Source organism: Chryseobacterium sp. c4a (genome assembly GCF_009900745.1).
Lineage (GTDB): Bacteria > Bacteroidota > Bacteroidia > Flavobacteriales > Weeksellaceae > Chryseobacterium.
Genome location: NZ_WXVU01000020.1, coordinates 1 through 20,928, shown reverse-complemented (window position 1 = coordinate 20,928; position 20,928 = coordinate 1). Strand labels below are relative to the sequence as shown.

The following is a 20,928-nucleotide window of genomic DNA, read 5'->3' as shown; positions in this document are numbered from 1 at the left end:
TATATTTAAATTTCTATTCAATCAACAAAGGCGGATCAAAACCCGCCTTTGTTGATGTTATAACTCCTGTTTTTACTGAAAGTGTTCATCCTTAATCTCCTCATAGATTTTTTGAGTAAAAGGAGTGCTTACCTGAGTATCTTTACTATATTTCAAAACAGCCCCGGCAAACAGTTCCAGTTCATTCTCTTTCTTTCCCGAATGAATATCCAATTGCAGAGACGTTGGTGTTTGAAAAGGAAAAGTAGATGCTTTTTCAAAGGTTTTTGCTATAATATCTTCAGAAAGATGAATTTCTTTTTGATGTGCAATTTGTTGTATCTCCTTCATAATCTCTGTAGCCTCTTGTTTTTGTTTTTCGTCAGTACATACAGTTCCAATAGATGAATTATGCTTAGCTGTTACCAATCCAAAACTTGCGATGAAAATAAACTTAGTCCAGATGTCCGTTAAAGAATTGTCTTTGAAATCAAAATCAATTTTACTTTCCTGAAGCAGATCGGCTACCCATGCCACGTCGCTGGAAAAATGTTCCGGATCTTTTCCTACAATCATCTTTCCGGCTTTTCCTTTATGCTCTACTATACCTCTTTCTTTAATATGAGAAGCCACATAGATGCATGTAGGTAAAATGATGTGCTCAGGAATTATTCTTCTGATTCTGTCGTAAATATCTGCTCCATTCATCATCGGAAGCAATACTGTATCTTTAGTAATCACCTCTTTAAGCTGTCTGCAAACATTCTCCAGATCATATTCTTTTACACAAATCAGCACAAGATCAGGGTTTTTAATATCACTTATATTTTGCTCAACAGCATTAGGATGAGTATGGTCATTAGGATGTTCCGGAGAGAGTAAGATCAATCCGTTTTCCTTTACTTTATCATACGTTTCTCCTCTGGCGACAAAGGAAATCTTATATTTCCCAGAAGTTTCATTGATCTGGTTTATTTTAAAACCAAAATATCCACCTACACCACCTAACCCTACAATAACGATATGTTTTTTATTCATGAAATTATTTTTAGCAAAGATGGTAGACAAATTTCAATCTATCACTTGACAAATGAAAAGAAATAACGATTTATACAATAAGTAAGGAAGCTTGATGCTGGAAGTTGGGAGCTATGGAAGTTTGAAAGACAACTGGTACTCCTCTTTATTAAAGGATAGAATTGATAACCTCCATTTTTTTCTAACGCTGAGAACGCAAAGATCTTTTTATAAAATTTTATTTACGGTCGCAAAGCACTTCGTTTAGCCAAGAAACAACTAAATTTTCTACCTTGCTGAGTGAAACGCCTTTGCGAACATGGCGTTAAAAAAAGTCCAAAAACCATTAGACTGACAGGAACTTACAGCCTCCCTCTTCCTACCTTTTACTTATTAATCTCCCTTCTGATTCGGCTTAACGAACTGTCTTTAATTCCGAGATAAGATGCAATGATTTTCAAAGGAACATGCTGAAAAATATCAGGATCTTTCTTCATCAGATTATAATATCTGGTAGCTGCCTTCTGGCTTGCCATTTCGATCAGCCTGTCGTGAATATTGTGATAATTCAGGACAAAAAGAAGCCTGCTGAACTCCCTGAATTCAGGAATATTATGAAAGTTGTACTGTACATTTTCCAATCCGGTTTCCCAGAACATACAATCTGTTATTACCTGATAAATTTCTTTGGTAGGCTGTTGCCTGAAGAAAGATAAAAAATCATTTACAAAACAAGGGGCCGTATAAATATTGGTTGTAATTTCCTCGTTATCTTCATTCAGCAGATAAGAGCGTACATACCCTTTTTCAAGAAAATATGTTTTGGTACTGATGGTATTTTGATCCAACAGAACAGCATTAGCCTTCAATTCAAACTGAGTGAAAGTTTCCGTGATTTTTTCAACCACTTCTTCCCGGATACTGAACAGAGAGTGGAAATAATTATTGATCGACGATTTATCCATTGGAAATTACAATATCACTTATTTTGGCCGGCTAAAATAGGGATAATTCTGTGAATTTCAGCGAAAATATAAATTGAAAAACAGATAAGGAACCACCCCGTCAAATCTACGATTTGCACCCCTCCCGTGGAGGGGAATGATTACGTTTTTAACTGTAATATCAGTAATGATTAGAAATTTTAATTTAAAAAGTTTCAGTTTTTATGATTTCATCTAATTTAGTTTCACTGCTTTTGTGGCCATGAAAGTCGGCAGGTATTGATCAATTAAAAATCTTGGCTGAGGCTGCATTTCTTCTGTAAAATCAGCAATCACAAAACCAGCCTTGAGTTGGCCACCAATCAAATCAGAGAGTGTATGTCCAAAAACCAGGGCTTCCTGCTTCTCTATTTTACAAGCAATTTGCTGTTGATCCAGATCCTTAATATCAGCATAAGGTAAAGTATATTTAGGTCTGATAATCCCATCAGCCATATCCTGTGGATTACGGTCTGCTACAAATACAACAGGATTGAAAAAGCTTGCCAATAATGAGCCCCCTTTTTTCAGTACTCTGTATGCTTCTTGCCAGACAGGATTTACATCTTCCACATAATGATTGGATATAGGATGAAAAACAATATCAAAAGATTCGTCTTCAAAAGCACTAAGATCTCTCATATCTCCCTGAACCGTCTTTAAAGACAATCCGTCTCGTTTTGCTACTCGTTCATCTTGTTTCAGCTGTTCTTCTGAAATATCTAAAACTACAACATCAGCTCCTGCTGCGGCCAGTACCGGAGCTTGCTGCCCACCAGCAGATGCCAAACATAGGATTTTTTTCCCTTTCACATTACCCAACCATTCTTTATGTAAAGGTTTGGGAGTAAGGTGTACTTCCCACTTCCCTTCTTTTGCCTCATTAATCAACTTTGCGCTTACAGCTTGAGACCATTCATTCTGTTCCAAGGCCTGTTTATTCCAGGCTGACTCGTTATGGTGTAAAAAGTCTATTTTTTCTTCTTGCATAGTAATTATTCTTTTTCATTAGCATTATAAAACATTTACAATGCGTTATCGTATTCAAATATAGAGACTTTAAGAGGCATCGATATTGAAAAGGCTATTCATTTTCGTGAAAAAAGACTGAATTTGTCCTTTATTGATTGGTTATAAAAAAAACGGCCACCCATTTTATAGAATTTAGAAATCACAAACCAATAAAAAAGCCCGGCAATATGCCGGGCTTCGAGAATATATTATCTGTTTATCTCGAAAGAATAATCTTACGGGAAAATATCTTCCCTTCTTTTGTCTGAAGATTAAGAATATAGATTCCACCAGGAAGAACATCTGGTAATTCAAACGTTTTTGTTCTGAATGCCGAACGATATACTTCTTTTCCGCTGATATTGCTGATAGAAATTTCAGAACCTTCTAACGGTATATTTCCATCCAGCGTAATTTGTCCGCTGGTAGGATTAGGAGAAACATTAAAAACACCCTCTTCTGCAGAAACTACATTAGAACTTGTTTTACTAGCCCGTCGATTACAGAAAACCATATTAGTACCATAAGAACAATTCAAATCCTGTATCTCGTCTTCAGTAAGTTTTCTATTATAAATTACTAGTTCGTCCATTTTACCCTGAGTAAGAGAAAGCTTAATAAAATCCATGTTACTTCTTTTCACCGGATCCCATTCTCTACAATAGCTAGCAGGGCTAGAATTAATAATAATTGGCCATCCATCTAGATACATACAGATATTATTACCACTATACACCAAAACAAAATGCTGAAGCTTATCTCCATTCATAGGATATCGAAAAGGATTTGGATCGTTATTTAATACTGCATAACCAGAAAACAGTTCCAATACTGCTCCAAAAGCCATAAGACGGAGTATACCAGCATCCATATGAGCCCAGAAAGAAACCGTAATATCACCCGTTTTAAGAGCAGGAGGTATTTGCTCGATATATAATTTTATGTCTTTATCAGGAGAAGATGTAGCAAGTCCCTGCTCACAAATCAAATTATTTTGATATAGAGGACTATAGTCAGGTGAATTAGGATAGATTGGATAAGATGTAAAATTAAATCCGGATATACTTTCATTAATATTTCCATTAAAAGAATAATAATAACTAGGATTAAAAGGAGGTAGACCACAACTTGTAAAATAATAAGCATAGTATATTCTAAGCTCATCATTCAGATCAAGCAGCCCGCCGTCCAGTTTTACTCTTACCCTGTCGAATCTTTTCTTTGGAATGAACTCTATCGTTCCTCTTTTAGTTCCCGGATCGATATTTAGCATAGTATCATCTATCTTTTTAGCATCTCCATTGGAGACATTTCCTAAAAAAGTTTCGATCTCCATTTTTTTTAAAAGTCCAACAGATATCTCAGAGTTTTTAGCGCCAATACCGATAATGACTTTTCTAAAATTACCAGCAACAGCCTCCGGAAAAATTAAAGTCTGTGTAACATTTGCACCCAATAAAGACAAAGGAACTTTTATTGTAGAATAATCATTTTCATTATTTCCTATAGCATTTTGAGGATTCGTTACAGAACAGTTAACACATAGCCCACTCACTGCATTAGTTTGGCTGTTGACATAGACCTTGTTTTGTGCAAAAGAAACGCTACTTACAAACAATAAAAGCAAGACCATTATGATGTCTTTCTTGGAACGACAAGGCCTTGATAACAAATTAATTTTCATAGTATTAAAATTTAGGTTTGGTTTTTATTTTGAGCATCACCAAGCATGATCCCATTAAAAATGGCATCACCTTCTGATTTTAAAAATGTATTGCTTAACGGATAACCGTATACCTGCAAATATTTCTATCCTTTATCTTTACTGTAAAACTATAGCCCACCAAAGCATCAGGCAGAATTTCAAATATTTTTGATTTGAGCTTTCCATGGTAGAGCTCTTCTCCAGAACTATTACAGATCGAAATATCAGGAGTTAGTAAGGGGATATTTTTATCAACCTTTCCCTTCCTGTAAACAGAACTTTGACAAACAGGCACAAATGCCTTTGATGAAACGGCCTTAGGGAAAAGACACATCTCAGGTAATAAACTAATTTTCATGGGCGTGGTGTTTTAAGCTTTAAAATTATTCAAATTTAAACATAATAAGAATACAATTAACATATTCAGTACAATAAATAGCAAATAAGCATAAATTAAATAATAAAAACAAATATTATTGGGAATTTAATAACATTAAAATAAAATTTAAATCTTTAAATATCAACACCTTGCAAAATACCCCCCTCCATCATCTTAATAATTATCCCAAGCTGAGACTTTTTCAATAAAAATATGCATCCCATAAAAAGCAAGTGATTTTAGAGAATAATATTTATCTTATATTCATTGGTATATACAGGATCTTATTTTTATTATCAATATATTGCCTATTCTACTCTATCTAAAAAAACTGATTATTAAATGAACGATATTATATTAGAATCAAAACGGCTCACCTTACGGCCATTCAAAGAAAGTGATGTTTTAAATGTACATGAAATGCTTCTAAAACCAGAAAGTACAGCATTTAATCCAACGTCTTATGTTGATGATGAAAATGAAACAAGAAAAATAATAGACACCTGGAGATCAGAAACAGAAGATAAACAGAGTCGCAAAAAATTTACTTTTTTAATAGAAACAACTATTGACTCAATCTTTGTAGGCATTATTGGCCTTGATCTTATTAAACTTCATTACAAAAATGCTGAAGTCTGGTATAAACTTAGTCCTGAAATCTGGGGAAAAGGTTATGCAACAGAAGCGCTTGAAAAAATAATCCGGTTTGGTTTTGAGAATTTGAAACTCCATAGAATTCAAGCAGGTTGCGCTATTGACAATATTCCGTCTTATAAAGTCATGGAAAAATGTGGAATGATAAGGGAAGCCCATCGCAGGAAGCTACTTCCTTTAAAAACCGGATGGAGTGATAATTATGAATATGCTATTCTTGAAGAAGACTATTTTGCGAAACTATAAACCCATCAATCGTTTTTTGTGCAACCCTCAAATTTCGAGGGATAAGTTTCAAAATATGGGAAGGAAGAGATTCCTCAGAAAAAAATGATTGTTTTATAAATTCTTAGAACTGTAATTTTTACACCACACAAAGGTTTCTTTCCTGACAATATACTTTTGGAAGCAAAGAAAGAATTCATATCTAAAAATATTGAAAACATTCTTAAGCCACGAATGCACCAATTTCTTTTCTATTCGCGTATTCGTGGCATTTTTTATCAATTACATTCAAATATAGATTCTATAGCCTAAAGGCTTATTGAAGATAATAAAAATATATTATTTTTTTATCATATCAGGCCATTTTTTTAACATTATGACAAAAACATAAAATTTAACAAACATTATAAACACAATCACAAAACACTGATTTAAAGATACATAAAACAAAAACCATACTTGTAAAATATAGAAAGAGAACAATTTCAACAGGTTCATTCAGTCCGGATTTTGAACATTTTTAAAAGGTTTTTGGTAAGAATGCAGACTCTGAAATGATGTAAATTTGCTATACTCAATGAAGAAGTCTCTTTACATATCAATTACTTTTATGCTTGTCCTGTTTTTTACATTACTACAGGGATTTGCTCACCTCAAAAAAAGTAATATTACGATTCATTCTTCACAAGATCAAATAAGTTTCAAAGTCTCCAATTCTGTTCAGCAGCACGATCTTTTATTCATTGCCTCCATTGCTGAAAACGATTTTGATGTTGATAAAACTTTCTTTGATCTCCCTTTTGTCCTTTTTGAAAAAGAAATGTTTTCATGGGGATCTACATTAAACGCTGATGTGATGATCAATTCCAAAGCAGAATGGATACATCATTATCACCTTCCCAAATATCTTTTATTCCATAATTTAAAGATCAGAATATAAGCTTCACGCTGCAATCTACTTTTGTAAACGCCCATCCATATTGGGTTTTACACCTATTTTCTCAGTAAGATTATCCGAAAAATTCAGGTAATCAGTTTCACCTATAAAAATATAAGCTATGCATGAATTGAGTATAGTGAAGGATATCTTTGATACTTTGGAAGAGCATTATGATGCTAAAGTTGAAGATATTCAGCAGGTTCAGGTAACTGCAGGACTTCTTTCCAATGTTCAGCCTGTCCTTATTCAGAATGCGTTTGATGCCTTCATTACCGACCATCCATACTATCAGGAAATGGAACTTGAAGTACTCGTTAACGATATTGTTGCTCACTGTGACCGGTGCAATAAAGATTTCAAGGTCAGGTACCACAAATTTGTATGCGAAGACTGCGGAACTCCCTCATCCAATATCGTTCAGGGAAACGAACTCTTTATTTCAAAAGTAATTTTTAAACAAAAAAACCATTAATATGTCAACAGCTAATCCAAAAAGTTTAGGAAACCGCGTAGGATCGGTTCAATGTGATAATACCACTCTTCATTTATTAAAGGCTAATGATTTTGTAGCCAAAGCCATCAGAGACCGCTTAAAAGGTATTTGCGTTATCAATGTATGTTCATCTCCGGGATCCGGGAAAACGACTTTAATGCAGGAAACGGGTAAAAGACTGGCTCAGGATCTTAATATTTCAATCCTTGTGGGTGATCCTGAAACAGAGCGTGATGCGATCAGAATGCGTGAAGTGGGAATCAATGCCTTACAAATTGTAACAGGTGGAATGTGCCACATTGAGGCTCAGATGATTTTACAGGCTTTAGATCACATCAATTTAGAAGGTATTGATTTATTATTCATCGAAAATGTAGGAAATCTTCTTTGCCCATCGGCATTTGACCTTGGGGAAGATTATCGTGTTACTCTTCTGGCTTCTACTGAAGGTGATGATAAACCTAAAAAGTATCCCCGTATGTTCTTAACCAGTGAACTGATGCTTGTTTCTAAAGCAGACTTGCTTCCCTATGTTCCATTTTCTGTAGAAGCGGTAACAAAAGATGCCCATGAAGTAAATCCTAATCTTGAAGTAATGACCATCAGCACACTCAACGGTGACGGAATTGAAGAATGGTGCAACTGGCTGAAAGAAAAAGTAAAACTGAAAAAAGAAAGCGCTAAAGAAGCTTAATATGAATACAGTACAACCAGTCGTAATTGATGAAGTAAAAACAGGCATTGATCTGAACGGTCAAAGCTCTGACGTTCTGGAACTCGAATGGTTTGAAAACAAAAAACAAAAACTAACCCGGACTACCAGATCCGGGCTTGTTTTGGAACTGAGGCTAGGAAATATCAAAGAATGGCAACAGGGAGATCGTTTATACAACAATGGGCAACTGATTGCAACGATTAATTTTAAAACCTGCCTTACCATAAGCTTTCCTGCAGAAAACGACTCCGAAGCTGCAGACTTCTGTTACTTTATCGGCAATCAGCACCTTCCGGTATTTATGACCTCTAATCAACAGTTTTCTGTTCCTTATGACGGCCGTCTGTATGAGCAGCTTTCTTTAAGATATGGTCATCGTATTGAGCTGATGGACGCTCAGCTTTTATCTCATCAATCCTTACGTTATCTGGCAAAAAAATAGAACCTATGAAAATTAAAAATCTGTTTATTATAAGTTGTTCTGCTCTGTTCCTGGCATTGCAAAGCTGCAATAACCCGAACAATTCCAGTACTAAAGAAAACGCTGCGAATGCAGAAGTATCCGCAACAGACAGCAGAGGTAAAAAAATTATTCTTCCTCATGAAGCCATGCGGGTGGTTGTGCTGTACAATGCACTGGTGGATGATGTTTATATGCTTCAGGCGGGTGAAAAGATTGTAGGAATTCCACAACAGATTTACGAAATGGAAGATACTTACAGCTTTCTTTCCAAACTTGATGACCGTATTAAAAACAAAAGCATTGCCACACCTACTTTTGGGGGACAGTCCAGTAATGCAGAAAGTATTGTAGGATTAAAGCCTGACTTGGTACTGACCTTTAATACAGATGAGGATAATATCAATCAAATTGAAAACCTTGGAATCCCGGTATTTACTTTTTCTTCTTTAAATGATGAAAAGATTCTTGAAGAATTAAAAAATGTCGGAAAACTGCTTGGAAAACAGAAACGAGCTGAGGAAGTTACAGGATATGTTGCTGAAGAAGTAAAAAAGATGAGAGCATCTCAGGCTACTTCTCCTAAAAAGATCTACTATGCCTGGTCAAAAGGACGTATTATGTCAACATCAGGAAAAGGAAGCCTTATTGATATGGCGATCACCCTGTCAGGAGCTCAGAATGCCTGCCCGGTTCCGGTAGAAGCGCCGAATATCAGTGCCGAAACGATGTACAAATGGAACCCTGATCTTATTATTCTGTGGAATTCAAAATTATCGGATGTATATAGTCTTAAAGAGTTAGAAGCGCTTCCTGCTGTAAAAAATAAGCAAGTATTCGTGATGTCACCTTCATTTCCTTATGATCCGCATACCGTGAAGTTCATGTTATTTGCTAAACAGCTCCGTCACTGGTGTATGCCCGAATACACACAGGAACAACTCGATCAGGATGTAAAAAATGCATTTGAAGTAATCTATGGTAAAAAAGGATTAATCTGATGATAAAGAGCATTCAAACAGTTTCTCTACTTATCCTGCTTCCTATACTTTTGGTGTTTGTTTCACTGATTATAGGTTCCAGTCAGAATATTGGTATGGGAGAATTGTTTCATCATATCGCTCTGGAGTTGGGAATTTCTAAAGATGAATCAGTTCTTCAGGGAAGTCTGCATACAATTTTATGGCAGGTTCGTTTACCAAGAATTGTCCTTACATTTCTGGTAGGTGCTTCTCTGGCCTCTGCGGGAGGAGTTTTACAGTCTGTTTTCAGGAATCCGATCGTTGATCCGTTTACATTGGGAATTTCCTCAGGCTCTGCATTTGGAGCAGCATTAGCTATGTTGTTCCCCATAATGGCAGTCAATGTTTCAGCCTTTATTTTTGGAGTCGTGGCAGTAATTATTACTTATCTGGTATCCTATGCGGGAGCGAAAACATCCATTGTCAGTATGGTACTTGCCGGAATGATTGTATCAGGAGTATTTACAGCCTTCCTTACCGTTTTACAATATCTGAGTGATCCTTATAAATTGCAAGCTATTGTACAATGGACAATGGGAAACCTGCATACGGCTTCATGGCAGAAAGTGCATACAGCTGTATTTCCAATTCTTATTGGCTTAACAGTTATTGTTGTACTTCGATGGAAGCTCAATCTTCTAGCTTTGGGAGATCATGAAGCCATGGCTGTTGGAGTAAACCCAACGGTATTGAAACTGATCCTGATGGCAGTAGCTACAATGATTACAGCTTCATCTGTAGCTGCTGTTGGAGTTATCAGCCTATTTGGATTGATTGTTCCACACATCAGCAGAATGATTTTTGGGCCGAACAACAACATCACCGTTTGGGCAAATATCAGTATCGGAGGAACATTTTTATTATTAATTGATGATTTTTCTCGTACGGTAATGCCCTTTGAAATTCCGATCGGAGTATTTACCATGATTATTGGAGCCCCGATTTTTATTTATCTCATGCGTAGAAACGCTATAAACTGGAACTCATGAATAGTGTGATTAGTATAGAACAGCTTTCTTTTGATTATGGAAAAGATCGGGTGCTGAATAATGTCAATGCAAAATTTGCAAAAGGAAAACTTTCGGTCATTTTAGGAAGAAACGGAAGCGGTAAATCAACGTTATTTAAAATCATTGCCGGGCTTGAAAAGAATTATAAAGGAAAAGTATGGATTGCCGATAAAGAGCGTCGAAAAATAAAAATAGGAACGTCCTCTCCTGTTCGCCTTGGATTTTTAACCCAGTTTCACCAAACTACTTTTCCATTTAAAGTCTTTGATGTGGTCTTAACAGGCCGTGCTTCTTTTTCCAGATTCTCCCCTAAACAATTGGATTATCAGGAAGTAGAAGCCATTCTGAAGAAATTTAATTTAACCCACTTAAAAGACAAACCTTATACTTCTCTTTCCGGCGGTGAGCGTCAATTGGTTCTCTTGTGCCGGGTATTGGTTCAGAAGCCGGACATTCTGATGCTGGATGAACCTACCAATCATCTGGATCTGCATTATCAGGTGGCTGTACTGGAAGTCATCCGTCAGTTGGTGAATGAAGGAACTACGGTTTTATGCGTCATGCATGATCCCAATCTTGCTTTTCTCTTCGGAGATAACTTTTTTGTCATGCGTCATCATGAACTAGTGGCTGTTCAGTCCTTGGAAAAAAATGAATTGAAGCAGCTTCTTGAAGAAACGTATCAGGTTCCTTTACTCGCATTGGATAATCAGGGCACTCCCATGTTTGCACCTCAATTAAAATAAAATATATGAAAAATCATGAAGAAATAACGATCTCATTGGTACAGGATTACCAGGTGTTTGAAGTCCTTCCTTATGTCATGGAATTCAGACGACAATTGTATCCTTTATTAGATCCCTTGATCGTCCCTAAAGACCTCGTCAATTTTGAGCAAAATTATCTACAGTCACCTACCGGAGCTTTTTTACAGGCTCGAACCACAGCCGGAAAACTCATTGGTGTTATCGGAATGATGCCTTTTGACTATCGTTTTCCTCATCTGGATATTGATGAAAAAACGACTGTAGAAGTCGCAAGATTATTCGTCAATCCGGAATACCGGAGAGCAGGAATTGCTACCCGTCTGTTTCAGGAATTACTAAAAACAGCCCAACAGAAAAATATAAAAAGATTATACCTGCATACCCATCCTTTTCTGCAGGGAGCCTATGATTATTGGCTCAAACAGGATTTTACACTTCTGAAATCCTGCTATGAAGGTACTTATCCCACCCTCCACATGGAGCTAATGATTTCAGAAAAACAATAAATACTACAACTGCGTAGAAAGATACAATGAAGCACACAACCAAAAAAGTATTGTACATCAATGGTATAATGCTCTTACTCCCTTTTGCCTTATCCGCACAGGAAACCCATCCTATTTTCGGAAAAATCCTGAATCAGGAAGGAAAAATAATTTCTAATGCCAAGGTTTCCATCAACCAGGGAACCATGACTACAACGAGTAAAGACGGCAAATTTCAGTTTGAAACTCAGGTTCAGTATCCGGCTCAGCTAACAATTGATGCGAAAGGATATTCCGGATCCACTGTCACTTTGGATTCTCTTTCTTATGACGATAAAAATGGGATTACCATTCATCTGGCCAACAATCAAACGGATCTTCAGGAGGTTTTAATTACCGCCCGTAGAAATAACTCCTACCTTACCAATAATCTGGAATTGGGTGGTAAATTTTCAGGAAACCTAAAAGATCTTCCACAATCTGTATCTATTGTCAGCAGTGAATTTATGGAAGACAAACAGGCATATACTACCCGCGATGTCGTACAAGATTTAGCAGGTGTAACCACCGCTTCTTCTTACGATGACCTTATTATCCGTGGGTTTAAAAGTGGCTACGAAACCGGAATCCGTCTTGTCAATGGACTTCGTTCGGGATATAGCTATGGAAACAGCTATTATCGTTCTCCTTTAACTATAAACCTGGAAAGTGTTTCCGTTTTAAAAGGCCCAGGTGCTTCATTATTCGGAGATATCACTCCCGGAGGAACCATCAATATGGTAACTAAAAAACCTTTGGATAAACAAAAGGGTTCTATTAATTTCTCTGTTGGCAGTTTCCAAACCATTAGAACCAGTATTGATCTCACAGGACCATTAGACAAAGAAAAGAAAATCTTATATCGTCTGAATGCAGGGTATGAAGACAGCAAAACCTTCAGAAATGTCAATCAGCAAAAGAACTTTATGATTGCTCCGTCCTTTACTTTCAAACCTCTTGACGGAACTCAGGTAGATATTGATCTGGTATACGACCAGTTTCATGGATATCTTGACAGAGGAATGGGTTTGAGAAACAATGACTTTTATGCTCTGGATCGATCTTTTACTTTAAGTCAGCCATCAGATTTTTATAATACGAAAACCTTATCATTCAGTGCAAGACTTAGCCAACGTCTTACCCATAACCTTTCATTGAATGCAAGCTATATGAAGTCTATCTATCAGGAAGATGTGAATGAACACCGTACTCTGAACAGCTATGCAGATGCACCCAATAATACGATCATGAATATGCGTTTCTTTGACCGTCATGGAAAAGATTATACAGATAACTCTGTAGTATATTTAAAATGGGATCTTACCGGTCATAAAATCGAAAACCACATTGTTGCAGGAGTAGATTATGCACAATATGAAGGAGACAGCAATAACCAACAAAGAGAAGCAAGACAACAAAAAATCGATGGAAAAAACGTTCCGTTGACATTTGATCTTAACAATCCTACCTATACCACTCACGATCTGAGTAATTATGTATGGTTATCTCAAGGAAATTATCCCTTTTTAAGTCCTTATAAAACAACCGGAATCTATGTGCAGGATCAGATTTCATTTGCAGACCGATTAAAACTTATTGTCGGACTCCGTCATGAGCATTATTACTCGGAAACAGTAAGTGGTAAAGACCGCTTTAGTGCGACTCAGAATGCATGGCTGCCTCGTATTGGATTGACCTATCAGATCAACGATCAGATCAATTATTTTGCAAGTTATTCCCAGGGATTTGCTCCTGTTGGGGCTAATTTCATCCAAAATTATCAGGATTATGGTGCTGATAAGCCCTTCACCGCTGAGCACAGCTTCCAGGTTGAAACAGGACTTAAAACAGGATTCTTTAAGAATCAATTACAAGTGGATTTATCGCTTTTCCAGATTGAGCGTAAAAATATGCTGATTGCAACGGGAGAAATTAGCACAACCGGATTTCCTGTCTACAGACAATCGGGAGAAGCAGTCTCAAAAGGTGTTGAATTGGACATCCGCGGACAGCTGACCAAAGAGTTTCAGATCATGGGAAATTATACTTTTAACTCTACTGAAGTGAAATCTTCTTCCATCGCTTCCGAAGTAGGACAGGCTTTGCCCGGAGCTCCTAAGAATATGGCCAGCATGTGGTTGAAATACGTCTTCTCAACCTCTGCTTTACAAGGACTTGGTTTTGGTACCGGGGTGTATTATGTAGATACCAGACGTATGGATAACAGCATCGGAAAAGACAGCAATGGAAGTGCTCTTTGGGGAAAATGGCCTTCTTATACAACAGTAAATGCTGCAGTTTACTATCATATCGGAAAGATGAAAATGGCAGTGAATGTCAACAATATTTTCGATAAATATTATTTCCTTGGCGGGTTCGATTATACACGAGCCTTTCCGGGAGCTCCAAGAAATGTAACAGTTTCTGTGGGGTATTCTTTTTAAACTTATTTTTAATCTTGATAAAGCCTGGGCTGTTTTTTACAGTCCGGGCTTTTTATTGTATTGGAAATCTATAAGATGTAATAATTTTATCACCGATAAAATTGAATACTGCTAAGCTTCTGTTAATATGGCTACGAATCACGAATAAAATGAATTTTTGCGTTGCTATAAATTATTTATTTATGAGTTAGTGGCTTAAAACAATTCTTTCTTAGGTAGTGCATTAATTATTAGACCTATTTTTGTAATTTAATCTATTAAAGAATAGTACAATCTTTTTATGGATAATGACTTTCACTTTCATTTTATTGAGCCGGATCAAAGCATTGCAGATTTTGTAGAGAATTTGGGAACATTCCATAACCTATCAAATGAAGTAAAAGAAGTGGTTATCATTCCGGACGGGAGAGTTGATCTGTTTTTTATGGAATCGCCTTCGGAACCTTTTCACGTTGCTCTCATTGGATTAGAAACGTATCCTGAACAAAGACAGATTCCTCCACACACCCGAGCTTTCGTGGTGAGTTTTAAACCTATTGCCGTTGAATATATCTTACAGACAACTATTGCTGATGTACTCAATTCAGCCAAAGAGCTTCCTCATAATTTCTGGAACTTTAAAGCTGAAGATTTACAGGATTTTGAACTTTGTTGTACAAAAGCACTCCAAAAAATACAGGAACTGATTCCCCAAAAAACAGATGAAAGGAAGCATCAACTTTTTAAGCTGATCTATACATCAAAAGGAGAAATGAGTGTAAATGAACTTTCTGAAAAAGTGGGCTGGAGCAGCAGGCAGATTAATCGTTACTTCACGAAACAACTTGGTTTATCTTTAAAGGCCTACTCTACTATTCTTCGTTTTAGAGCTTCTTTGGAGCATATTGCGCAAGGGCAATTATTTCCGGAGCTTAATTATACGGATCAGAATCATTTCATCAAGGAAGTCAAAAAGTTTTCAGGAGTGGCTCCCAAAGAATTATCAAAAAACAAAAACGACCGATTTATACTATTATCAGTGTTGAAAGGAAAGTAATTTTGTCCTATATAATTTAAATACAATGCTGATAGATAATATATCAATAGCCATCGTTGGGGGTGGCCCTGCCGGACTTACCCTGGCCAGACTTTTACAGCTGAAGAATGCTAATGTAAAAGTATATGAAAGAGATTTTAATAAAGAAGCACGTGTACAAGGATCTCCGCTTGATATGCATGAAGATTCCGGACTGGCAGCCTTGCGAAAAGCAGAGTTGTTAGACGAATTCAAAAAGACATTCCGTCCTGGTGCTGATAAAATGCTAATTGTAAATGAGCACGCAGAAATCATGTTCAGCGACCATGATACGAAACCACAGGAGGATTTCGGGGCTGAACATTTTCGTCCTGAAATAGACCGTGGCCCGTTGAGAAATATGCTGTTGGAATCTCTTCATCCCGAAACCGTTGTTTGGGATAGCCATTTCTTGTCTATGGATCCGCAAAATGGCGGCTGGCTGCTTCACTTTAAAAACGGAACATCAGCTTATGCAGATCTTGTGATTGCAGCAGATGGTGCACACTCTAAAATCCGACCTTATCTCACAGATAACAAACCAGTTTATTCAGGAGTAATTATGCTGGAAGGAATTGTTTCAAAGGAACATGCTCCCAACATTAATGCATTAATTAATGGTGGAAAAATAATGGCTTTTGGCAATACCCAAAATATCCTATTAGGACAAAAGGGAAACGGTGATCTTGGCTTTTATGCCAGCTTTAAAGCGGACGAAAACTGGGCAAATAGTATTAATCTGGATTTCTCAGATTCTAAAGCTGTTCTCCAGTGGTTTAAATCAGAGTATCCGGAATGGAATACAATATGGTATGAATTGTTTGAGAATGCAGTTCCACCTTTTATTCCCCGCCCTATTTATGCCATGCCGCTGGATCAGACCTGGGAAACCCAACCGAACTTAACTTTAATGGGTGATGCCGCTCATGTTATGCCTCCGTTTGCAGGAGAAGGGGCTAATATGGCGATGCTTGATGCCCTTGAACTCAGTGAACATTTAACAGACCATCGTTACCATACGTTACAGGAAGCTATTTCTCAGTATGAAATCAATATGCAAAAACGAGCTGCAGCTGCTACTCAGGAGTCTCTTGAAAATGGAGAACGGATGCATTCTGAAACTGCTTTAGCAACCATGCTGGAATTCTTTAATGGGCATATTTTGCCATAATTTAATTTGAATCCGTTACAGGTATTAAGATCATAAAAAAGGCTGCCTCACAAGAGACAGCCACTTTTTCCCACTAAAAATCATTTTTTTTCTCTCCGTTTTAGATCCTGATGATGGAGATTCATTTGTGTTTTTTATTTTTCTTGTATTCCCAATACCTCTCTTTTTTCTAATTTTTTCATCTTTACTCTGGACAAATCAGGGATAAAATATCCATTTTGTTGTGACATTCAATCGTGCCTTCCCAAGCTTATCTGCAAATCTATATTTTAAATTTAAAAAAGTAAAAATTTAACCTACTACTCTGATACAACACCTAATTAAACAACTCATAAACTGATACTTAAATACAATTCTAAACAAAAACAAACATTAATCAAAATCAGAATATAAAAAGAAAAAGTGTAAAAAATACATATAGGATGTATTTTAGATTCAAATCAATAAACATATATGCAAGAGTATATGTCACTTGTATTCTTTGAATTCACACTCATTACTATCTAAAACACGATAAAAACACAACATGATGATTATCAGTAAATTAAAATACAAAACATTAGCTGTAGTATTCGTGTAGTAGAGTTTTTTTTCATTATTTGACAAAAAATTTTCAAATTTGAAAACAAGAGACCACAAAGAAATCCGAGTGGCGAAAAAAAAATATTTCGTAAACTGTCTGACATGAGAATCAGACAGTTTTTTTTTCGTGAATCCAGATGATCAAAAAGTGAGTAGAAAACCTTCGGTCAGAATGCAGACCTTTTCTGAGCCAATTTTTCTTTCGAATGTTTGGTACTGAATAAAAAGAGGTATGGAGATATTCTTAGAAATATAAGGTTGTTTCAACAGTGTTTAAGATTTTCATAGCAATGACTAATGCTATTGAATGTTCAGATCTTTTCTTAACTACTTAATATTATCAAAAAAAACGTAAATATCTGTTTCTGTAGGAATATTCATTTTTTTTCTGATCCTATATTTCTTCTGCTGAATAGTTCTATGCTGAACGAGTGTATAATAGGCAATTTCTTTGGATGTGAAATGGAGTTTAAGCATAGCACAGAAAATCAATTCTGAATTTTCCAAACTAGGATTAATGGCTAAAAGTTTATCTAAATATCCTGGATATCCTTCCTTAAAAGAAGAAAGAAATTCAGGGTCATTTCTTTTGGCCAATTCGATGATTTCTTCCTGCCTGTTATCATTAATCTGATTTTTCAGATTTTCGGCTTCTGATTTCAAGGCTGCTTTTCTTTTTCTTAATGTATTAATGATCCTCCATGCATAAATAGCTAACAGTGAGAGTCCGGCAAAAGATAAGAAAACAACCCACTGCACCTTATTTCTATGCTGTTCAGTATCTGTTTTTGCTTCTGAAGTAAAATATTCCATGTCCTGATTAATGGTAGCCAATAAAGCCGTATTGGTTTTATTCTTAGCTTCCGTATAAGCATGCAGATAAAAATAAGCTTTTTCCTTATCTCCCGTTAATGCATATAAGGATCTCAGATCATTATAAATATATTTAGTGTATTGTGCAAAAATACGGTTGGTCTTCTTATCAATTTCCAACGCTTTCAAAAATTCTTTTTCCGCTTTATCATATTCTCCATAAGCTACATAATACTCTCCCATCACTGTATGGATATTAAGAGCTATAGCATCGTCTTTGTTAGACATACTCATCTTATGATAAGCTCTTGTTATGTATTTAGTAGCTGAGTCTTTATTTTTATAATTGTATATATAATCACATATTACTCCATCCGCAATCCCTGTATCATCCAGCATTCTTGCCTTATGGAAATATTCCAATGCTTCTTTGGTTTTCTTTTTTTGAACGTAATAATCTCCCTGCTGTAAATAAATATTATAGAGAACCGTCTTTTTTAATGGAGAGTTTTTCGTTTTCTCAATATTATTAAAAGCTTCTTTGTTATACTCAAATGCTTTATCAATTCTTCTTAATTCGGAATTAAATCTGCCAAAATAGTTATAGAATATTGCCTTATGCAAAGGATTGTCCGAGTTATTTAAAATGGTTTCGGCATTATTAAAAAGAATATTGGATTTCTGATAGTTCTCCAATGACATGTTGACCCGGGCAAGATTAATATAACACAATGCCTTACCCTCTTCATATCCTATTTTCTCTGCTTTTTTAAAGTATTTTTTATTAAGATCAACCAATGAATTATATTCACCGGCAAGACGCAATTCTTCATTCTTCTTCATCAGGGGAATATCAAAGCTCTTTTCGTATTCCCTAGAATCAGGACTGCAGGAAATGAAAAGAATTAGTACCATAAAAAGTAGAACGCGTATCATAATGCTTTTTCCCTTTAACTGAATTTTTGCAAAAATTAAGATTAAAAAATGATTTTTCCGAATTTGTGATATTACATTTTTTTTAAATCCGCCATCAATTTATAATTTTTCAACCACTTATTTTATCAAAAAAATCATAAATATCTTCTTCTCCCGGGATATTAAGTCTCTTTCGGATTCTGTATTTTTTTTGTTGTACCGATTTATGCTGAACAAAAGTATAATCCGCAATTTCTTTGGATGAAAAATGAAGTTTCAACATAGCACAAAAAGTAAGTTCAGAACTTTCAAGATCCGGATTGATCTTCAAAAGAGTATTTATAAAATCAGGATACAGCTCCTTAAATTTCATCAGAAAAGAGGAGTCATTTTTCTTGGCAAGCTCAGTAACTTCCTTCAGCATCTTTATTTTAACGTGATTTTTCAATTCCTCGGTTTCATCCTTTAAGGCTTTCTTTTTCAATCTCTGCGATCGAATTACCTTTTTAACATATATACCGGAAATTGTAAGCGCTGTAATAGATAATGCAATCGCTAAAGGCAGATCACTTCTATGCCAATCGGATTCGGGCTTCATTTCAGAGATAAACTGTTCTGTTGCCTTATTCATCGTATTTAATCGGGCTACATCCAGTCTTCCCTCTTCTTCCATATACTTTTTCAGGTAATAATACGCTTTACCACCATCATCTTTCTTTTTATAAAGTTCCGCCAGAGATTTATATACATTATTGATATGGGAAGAATAAGTACGTCTTGTTTTTATATTAATTTCTAAGGCTTTTTTTAATGCTTTTTCAGCCTCATCATTATTATTAATCTCATTATAATAGTATCCCATGGTATAATACACCCAAAGCGACTCTGCATCACTTGTTTTTTGGCTGAACATCTTCTCTTCTGATTTGGCGATATACATTCCCGCAGAATCCGGCTGATGCCTGAAAAGATAATACTGAGCTACCATACAGTTGCTATAGGCTGAATTTTCCAGATCGTTTCCTTTCAGAAAAGACTTCAGAGCGGTTCCATACCAGCCTTTAAAAGTAAAATAAATCCCTTTATTGATATAAAGTCGGGAAAAGAGTTTCTTTTTAAGTTCTGAATACTTTGCTTCTTTCAGATAGAAAAATGCTTTGGTATTACATTCTATAGCCTTATCATATAATTTAAGATGAGAGTAATATTGGCTATAGTCATCATAAAAAGCTGCTTTATGAAAAGCGTTTTCAGAGTTTTTAAGATCCTTTTCTGCTTTATTGAAAAAAAGCAATGCCTTTTCATAGTTTCCGGCAGAAACATTTACTTCTGCCATATTAAGATAACAAAGCCCTATTCCTTCTTTATATCTCATTTTAGCCGCCTTTTTCAAATACTCAACATTGAGTTTGATAAGTGCTTCATATTCTCCGGAAAGCTGCAGGTCTGAACTTTTATTAATCAAAGTAACATCGAAGGCATCTCTTTCTTTATCCTGAGAATTTGTATTACAGGAAATCATATACAATAACAGACCTATGCTAACTACACAGATCATTATCTTTCGTATAATTCTCGTATATATTGTATTGTTTTTAATAATAATCTATTTTAAATTTCCTCCTTCTCCTCCATTGAACTTCTCCACATACTTACCTATTATAATTTTTTATGGATGGGTGAAAAAAGATCATAAAATGGATATTTCCATCAATCTCTGTTATAAATATACATAATTTATACCATCAATTTTCAAATAAAATCGCTTCAATATGAAAAAAAGAGCTGTTTTCTATTGCCTTCTTTTCCCTTATTATATGTCCCGTCCTGAAATAAGTTGACAACTAATCGACTTATTTATGAAACATCAAGGATTAACAAGAGAAAAGCGTACACAAAAGGACTATAGTATAGCCTTTAAATTAAGAATTGTTTCTCAAGTAGAAAACGGCGATTACACTTACAAGCAGGCTCAAAAAGAGTATGGTATTCAGGGAAAGAGTACCGTTTTGGTTTGGTTGCGAAGATATGGTAACTTAGAGTGGAGTAAACCCAAACTTCATAC

The 20,928-nt window shown here is 35.7% G+C and carries 20 protein-coding genes; 13 read left to right on the top strand and 7 right to left on the bottom strand.

Going from position 1 to position 20,928, the window contains the following annotated elements; all coding sequences use genetic code 11:
- Nucleotides 1-72: 72 nt before the first annotated feature.
- The 5 genes from GTR01_RS20910 to GTR01_RS20890 form a co-directional block, all read right to left on the bottom strand.
- Nucleotides 73-1,017, bottom strand: a complete 945-nt coding sequence (locus GTR01_RS20910; RefSeq protein WP_160139668.1) for a ketopantoate reductase family protein — start codon at nucleotides 1,015-1,017, stop codon at nucleotides 73-75.
- Nucleotides 1,018-1,382: 365 nt separating this feature from the next.
- Nucleotides 1,383-1,961 (bottom strand): Crp/Fnr family transcriptional regulator, encoded by a 579-nt coding sequence (locus GTR01_RS20905; RefSeq protein ID WP_160139667.1) that lies wholly within the window; start codon nucleotides 1,959-1,961, stop codon nucleotides 1,383-1,385.
- A 213-nt stretch (nucleotides 1,962-2,174) separates the two neighbouring features.
- Nucleotides 2,175-2,969, bottom strand: coding sequence for a class I SAM-dependent methyltransferase (locus tag GTR01_RS20900; protein WP_160139666.1), 795 nt, complete (start codon nucleotides 2,967-2,969; stop codon nucleotides 2,175-2,177).
- A gap of 238 nt (nucleotides 2,970-3,207) precedes the next feature.
- Complete coding sequence (locus GTR01_RS20895) at nucleotides 3,208-4,674, bottom strand: T9SS type A sorting domain-containing protein (RefSeq protein ID WP_160139665.1); 1,467 nt, start codon at nucleotides 4,672-4,674, stop codon at nucleotides 3,208-3,210.
- A 94-nt stretch (nucleotides 4,675-4,768) separates the two neighbouring features.
- Nucleotides 4,769-5,053, bottom strand: a complete 285-nt coding sequence (locus tag GTR01_RS20890) for a hypothetical protein (protein WP_160139664.1) — start codon at nucleotides 5,051-5,053, stop codon at nucleotides 4,769-4,771.
- 363 nt (nucleotides 5,054-5,416) lie between these two features.
- Here GTR01_RS20890 and GTR01_RS20885 point away from each other — a divergent pair, with 363 nt between their 5' ends.
- From GTR01_RS20885 to GTR01_RS20830, 12 genes are all read left to right on the top strand, one after another.
- Complete coding sequence (locus tag GTR01_RS20885) at nucleotides 5,417-5,974, top strand: GNAT family N-acetyltransferase (RefSeq protein WP_160139663.1); 558 nt, start codon at nucleotides 5,417-5,419, stop codon at nucleotides 5,972-5,974.
- 556 nt (nucleotides 5,975-6,530) lie between these two features.
- Nucleotides 6,531-6,893: a hypothetical protein gene (locus GTR01_RS20880; protein ID WP_160139662.1), complete on the top strand. Its 363-nt coding sequence runs from the start codon at nucleotides 6,531-6,533 to the stop codon at nucleotides 6,891-6,893.
- A 118-nt stretch (nucleotides 6,894-7,011) separates the two neighbouring features.
- Complete coding sequence (locus tag GTR01_RS20875; RefSeq protein WP_160139661.1) at nucleotides 7,012-7,365, top strand: hydrogenase maturation nickel metallochaperone HypA; 354 nt, start codon at nucleotides 7,012-7,014, stop codon at nucleotides 7,363-7,365.
- 1 nt (nucleotide 7,366) lies between these two features.
- Nucleotides 7,367-8,080: a hydrogenase nickel incorporation protein HypB gene (gene hypB, locus GTR01_RS20870; protein ID WP_160139660.1), complete on the top strand. Its 714-nt coding sequence runs from the start codon at nucleotides 7,367-7,369 to the stop codon at nucleotides 8,078-8,080.
- 1 nt (nucleotide 8,081) lies between these two features.
- Nucleotides 8,082-8,543 carry an urease accessory protein UreE gene (locus tag GTR01_RS20865; RefSeq protein WP_160139659.1) on the top strand — a complete coding sequence of 154 codons (462 nt, stop codon included), beginning with the start codon at nucleotides 8,082-8,084 and terminating at the stop codon, nucleotides 8,541-8,543.
- Between the two features lie 5 nt (nucleotides 8,544-8,548).
- The gene (locus tag GTR01_RS20860) at nucleotides 8,549-9,562 is read left to right on the top strand and encodes an ABC transporter substrate-binding protein (RefSeq protein WP_160139658.1); all 1,014 of its coding nucleotides are present in this window, start codon (nucleotides 8,549-8,551) and stop codon (nucleotides 9,560-9,562) included.
- Nucleotides 9,562-10,572: a FecCD family ABC transporter permease gene (locus tag GTR01_RS20855; RefSeq protein WP_160139657.1), complete on the top strand. Its 1,011-nt coding sequence runs from the start codon at nucleotides 9,562-9,564 to the stop codon at nucleotides 10,570-10,572. The genes GTR01_RS20860 and GTR01_RS20855 overlap by 1 nt, the downstream gene beginning before the upstream one ends.
- Nucleotides 10,569-11,339 carry an ABC transporter ATP-binding protein gene (locus tag GTR01_RS20850; RefSeq protein WP_160139656.1) on the top strand — a complete coding sequence of 257 codons (771 nt, stop codon included), beginning with the start codon at nucleotides 10,569-10,571 and terminating at the stop codon, nucleotides 11,337-11,339. Before GTR01_RS20855 ends, GTR01_RS20850 begins: the two co-directional genes overlap by 4 nt.
- 5 nt (nucleotides 11,340-11,344) lie before the next feature.
- The gene (locus GTR01_RS20845; RefSeq protein ID WP_160139655.1) at nucleotides 11,345-11,866 is read left to right on the top strand and encodes a GNAT family N-acetyltransferase; all 522 of its coding nucleotides are present in this window, start codon (nucleotides 11,345-11,347) and stop codon (nucleotides 11,864-11,866) included.
- A gap of 26 nt (nucleotides 11,867-11,892) precedes the next feature.
- A complete protein-coding gene (locus GTR01_RS20840) occupies nucleotides 11,893-14,328 on the top strand; it encodes a TonB-dependent receptor (protein WP_160139654.1) in 2,436 nt (811 codons plus the stop codon).
- Between the two features lie 280 nt (nucleotides 14,329-14,608).
- Entirely contained in the window at nucleotides 14,609-15,364 is a 756-nt protein-coding gene (locus GTR01_RS20835; protein ID WP_160139653.1) for a helix-turn-helix domain-containing protein, read from the top strand.
- 25 nt (nucleotides 15,365-15,389) lie between these two features.
- Nucleotides 15,390-16,553: an FAD-dependent oxidoreductase gene (locus GTR01_RS20830; protein WP_160139652.1), complete on the top strand. Its 1,164-nt coding sequence runs from the start codon at nucleotides 15,390-15,392 to the stop codon at nucleotides 16,551-16,553.
- A gap of 909 nt (nucleotides 16,554-17,462) precedes the next feature.
- Here GTR01_RS20830 and GTR01_RS20825 read toward each other — a convergent pair.
- Both GTR01_RS20825 and GTR01_RS20820 read right to left on the bottom strand, forming a co-directional pair.
- A complete protein-coding gene (locus GTR01_RS20825; RefSeq protein WP_160139651.1) occupies nucleotides 17,463-18,791 on the bottom strand; it encodes a hypothetical protein in 1,329 nt (442 codons plus the stop codon).
- A gap of 202 nt (nucleotides 18,792-18,993) precedes the next feature.
- On the bottom strand, nucleotides 18,994-20,421 hold the full coding sequence (locus GTR01_RS20820) for a tetratricopeptide repeat protein (protein WP_160139650.1): 1,428 nt from the start codon (nucleotides 20,419-20,421) through the stop codon (nucleotides 18,994-18,996).
- Between the two features lie 301 nt (nucleotides 20,422-20,722).
- Between GTR01_RS20820 and GTR01_RS20815 the strand changes: the two genes are divergently transcribed.
- Nucleotides 20,723-20,928 (top strand): helix-turn-helix domain-containing protein (locus tag GTR01_RS20815; protein ID WP_160137680.1); only part of this gene is annotated, 206 nt, incomplete at its 3' end.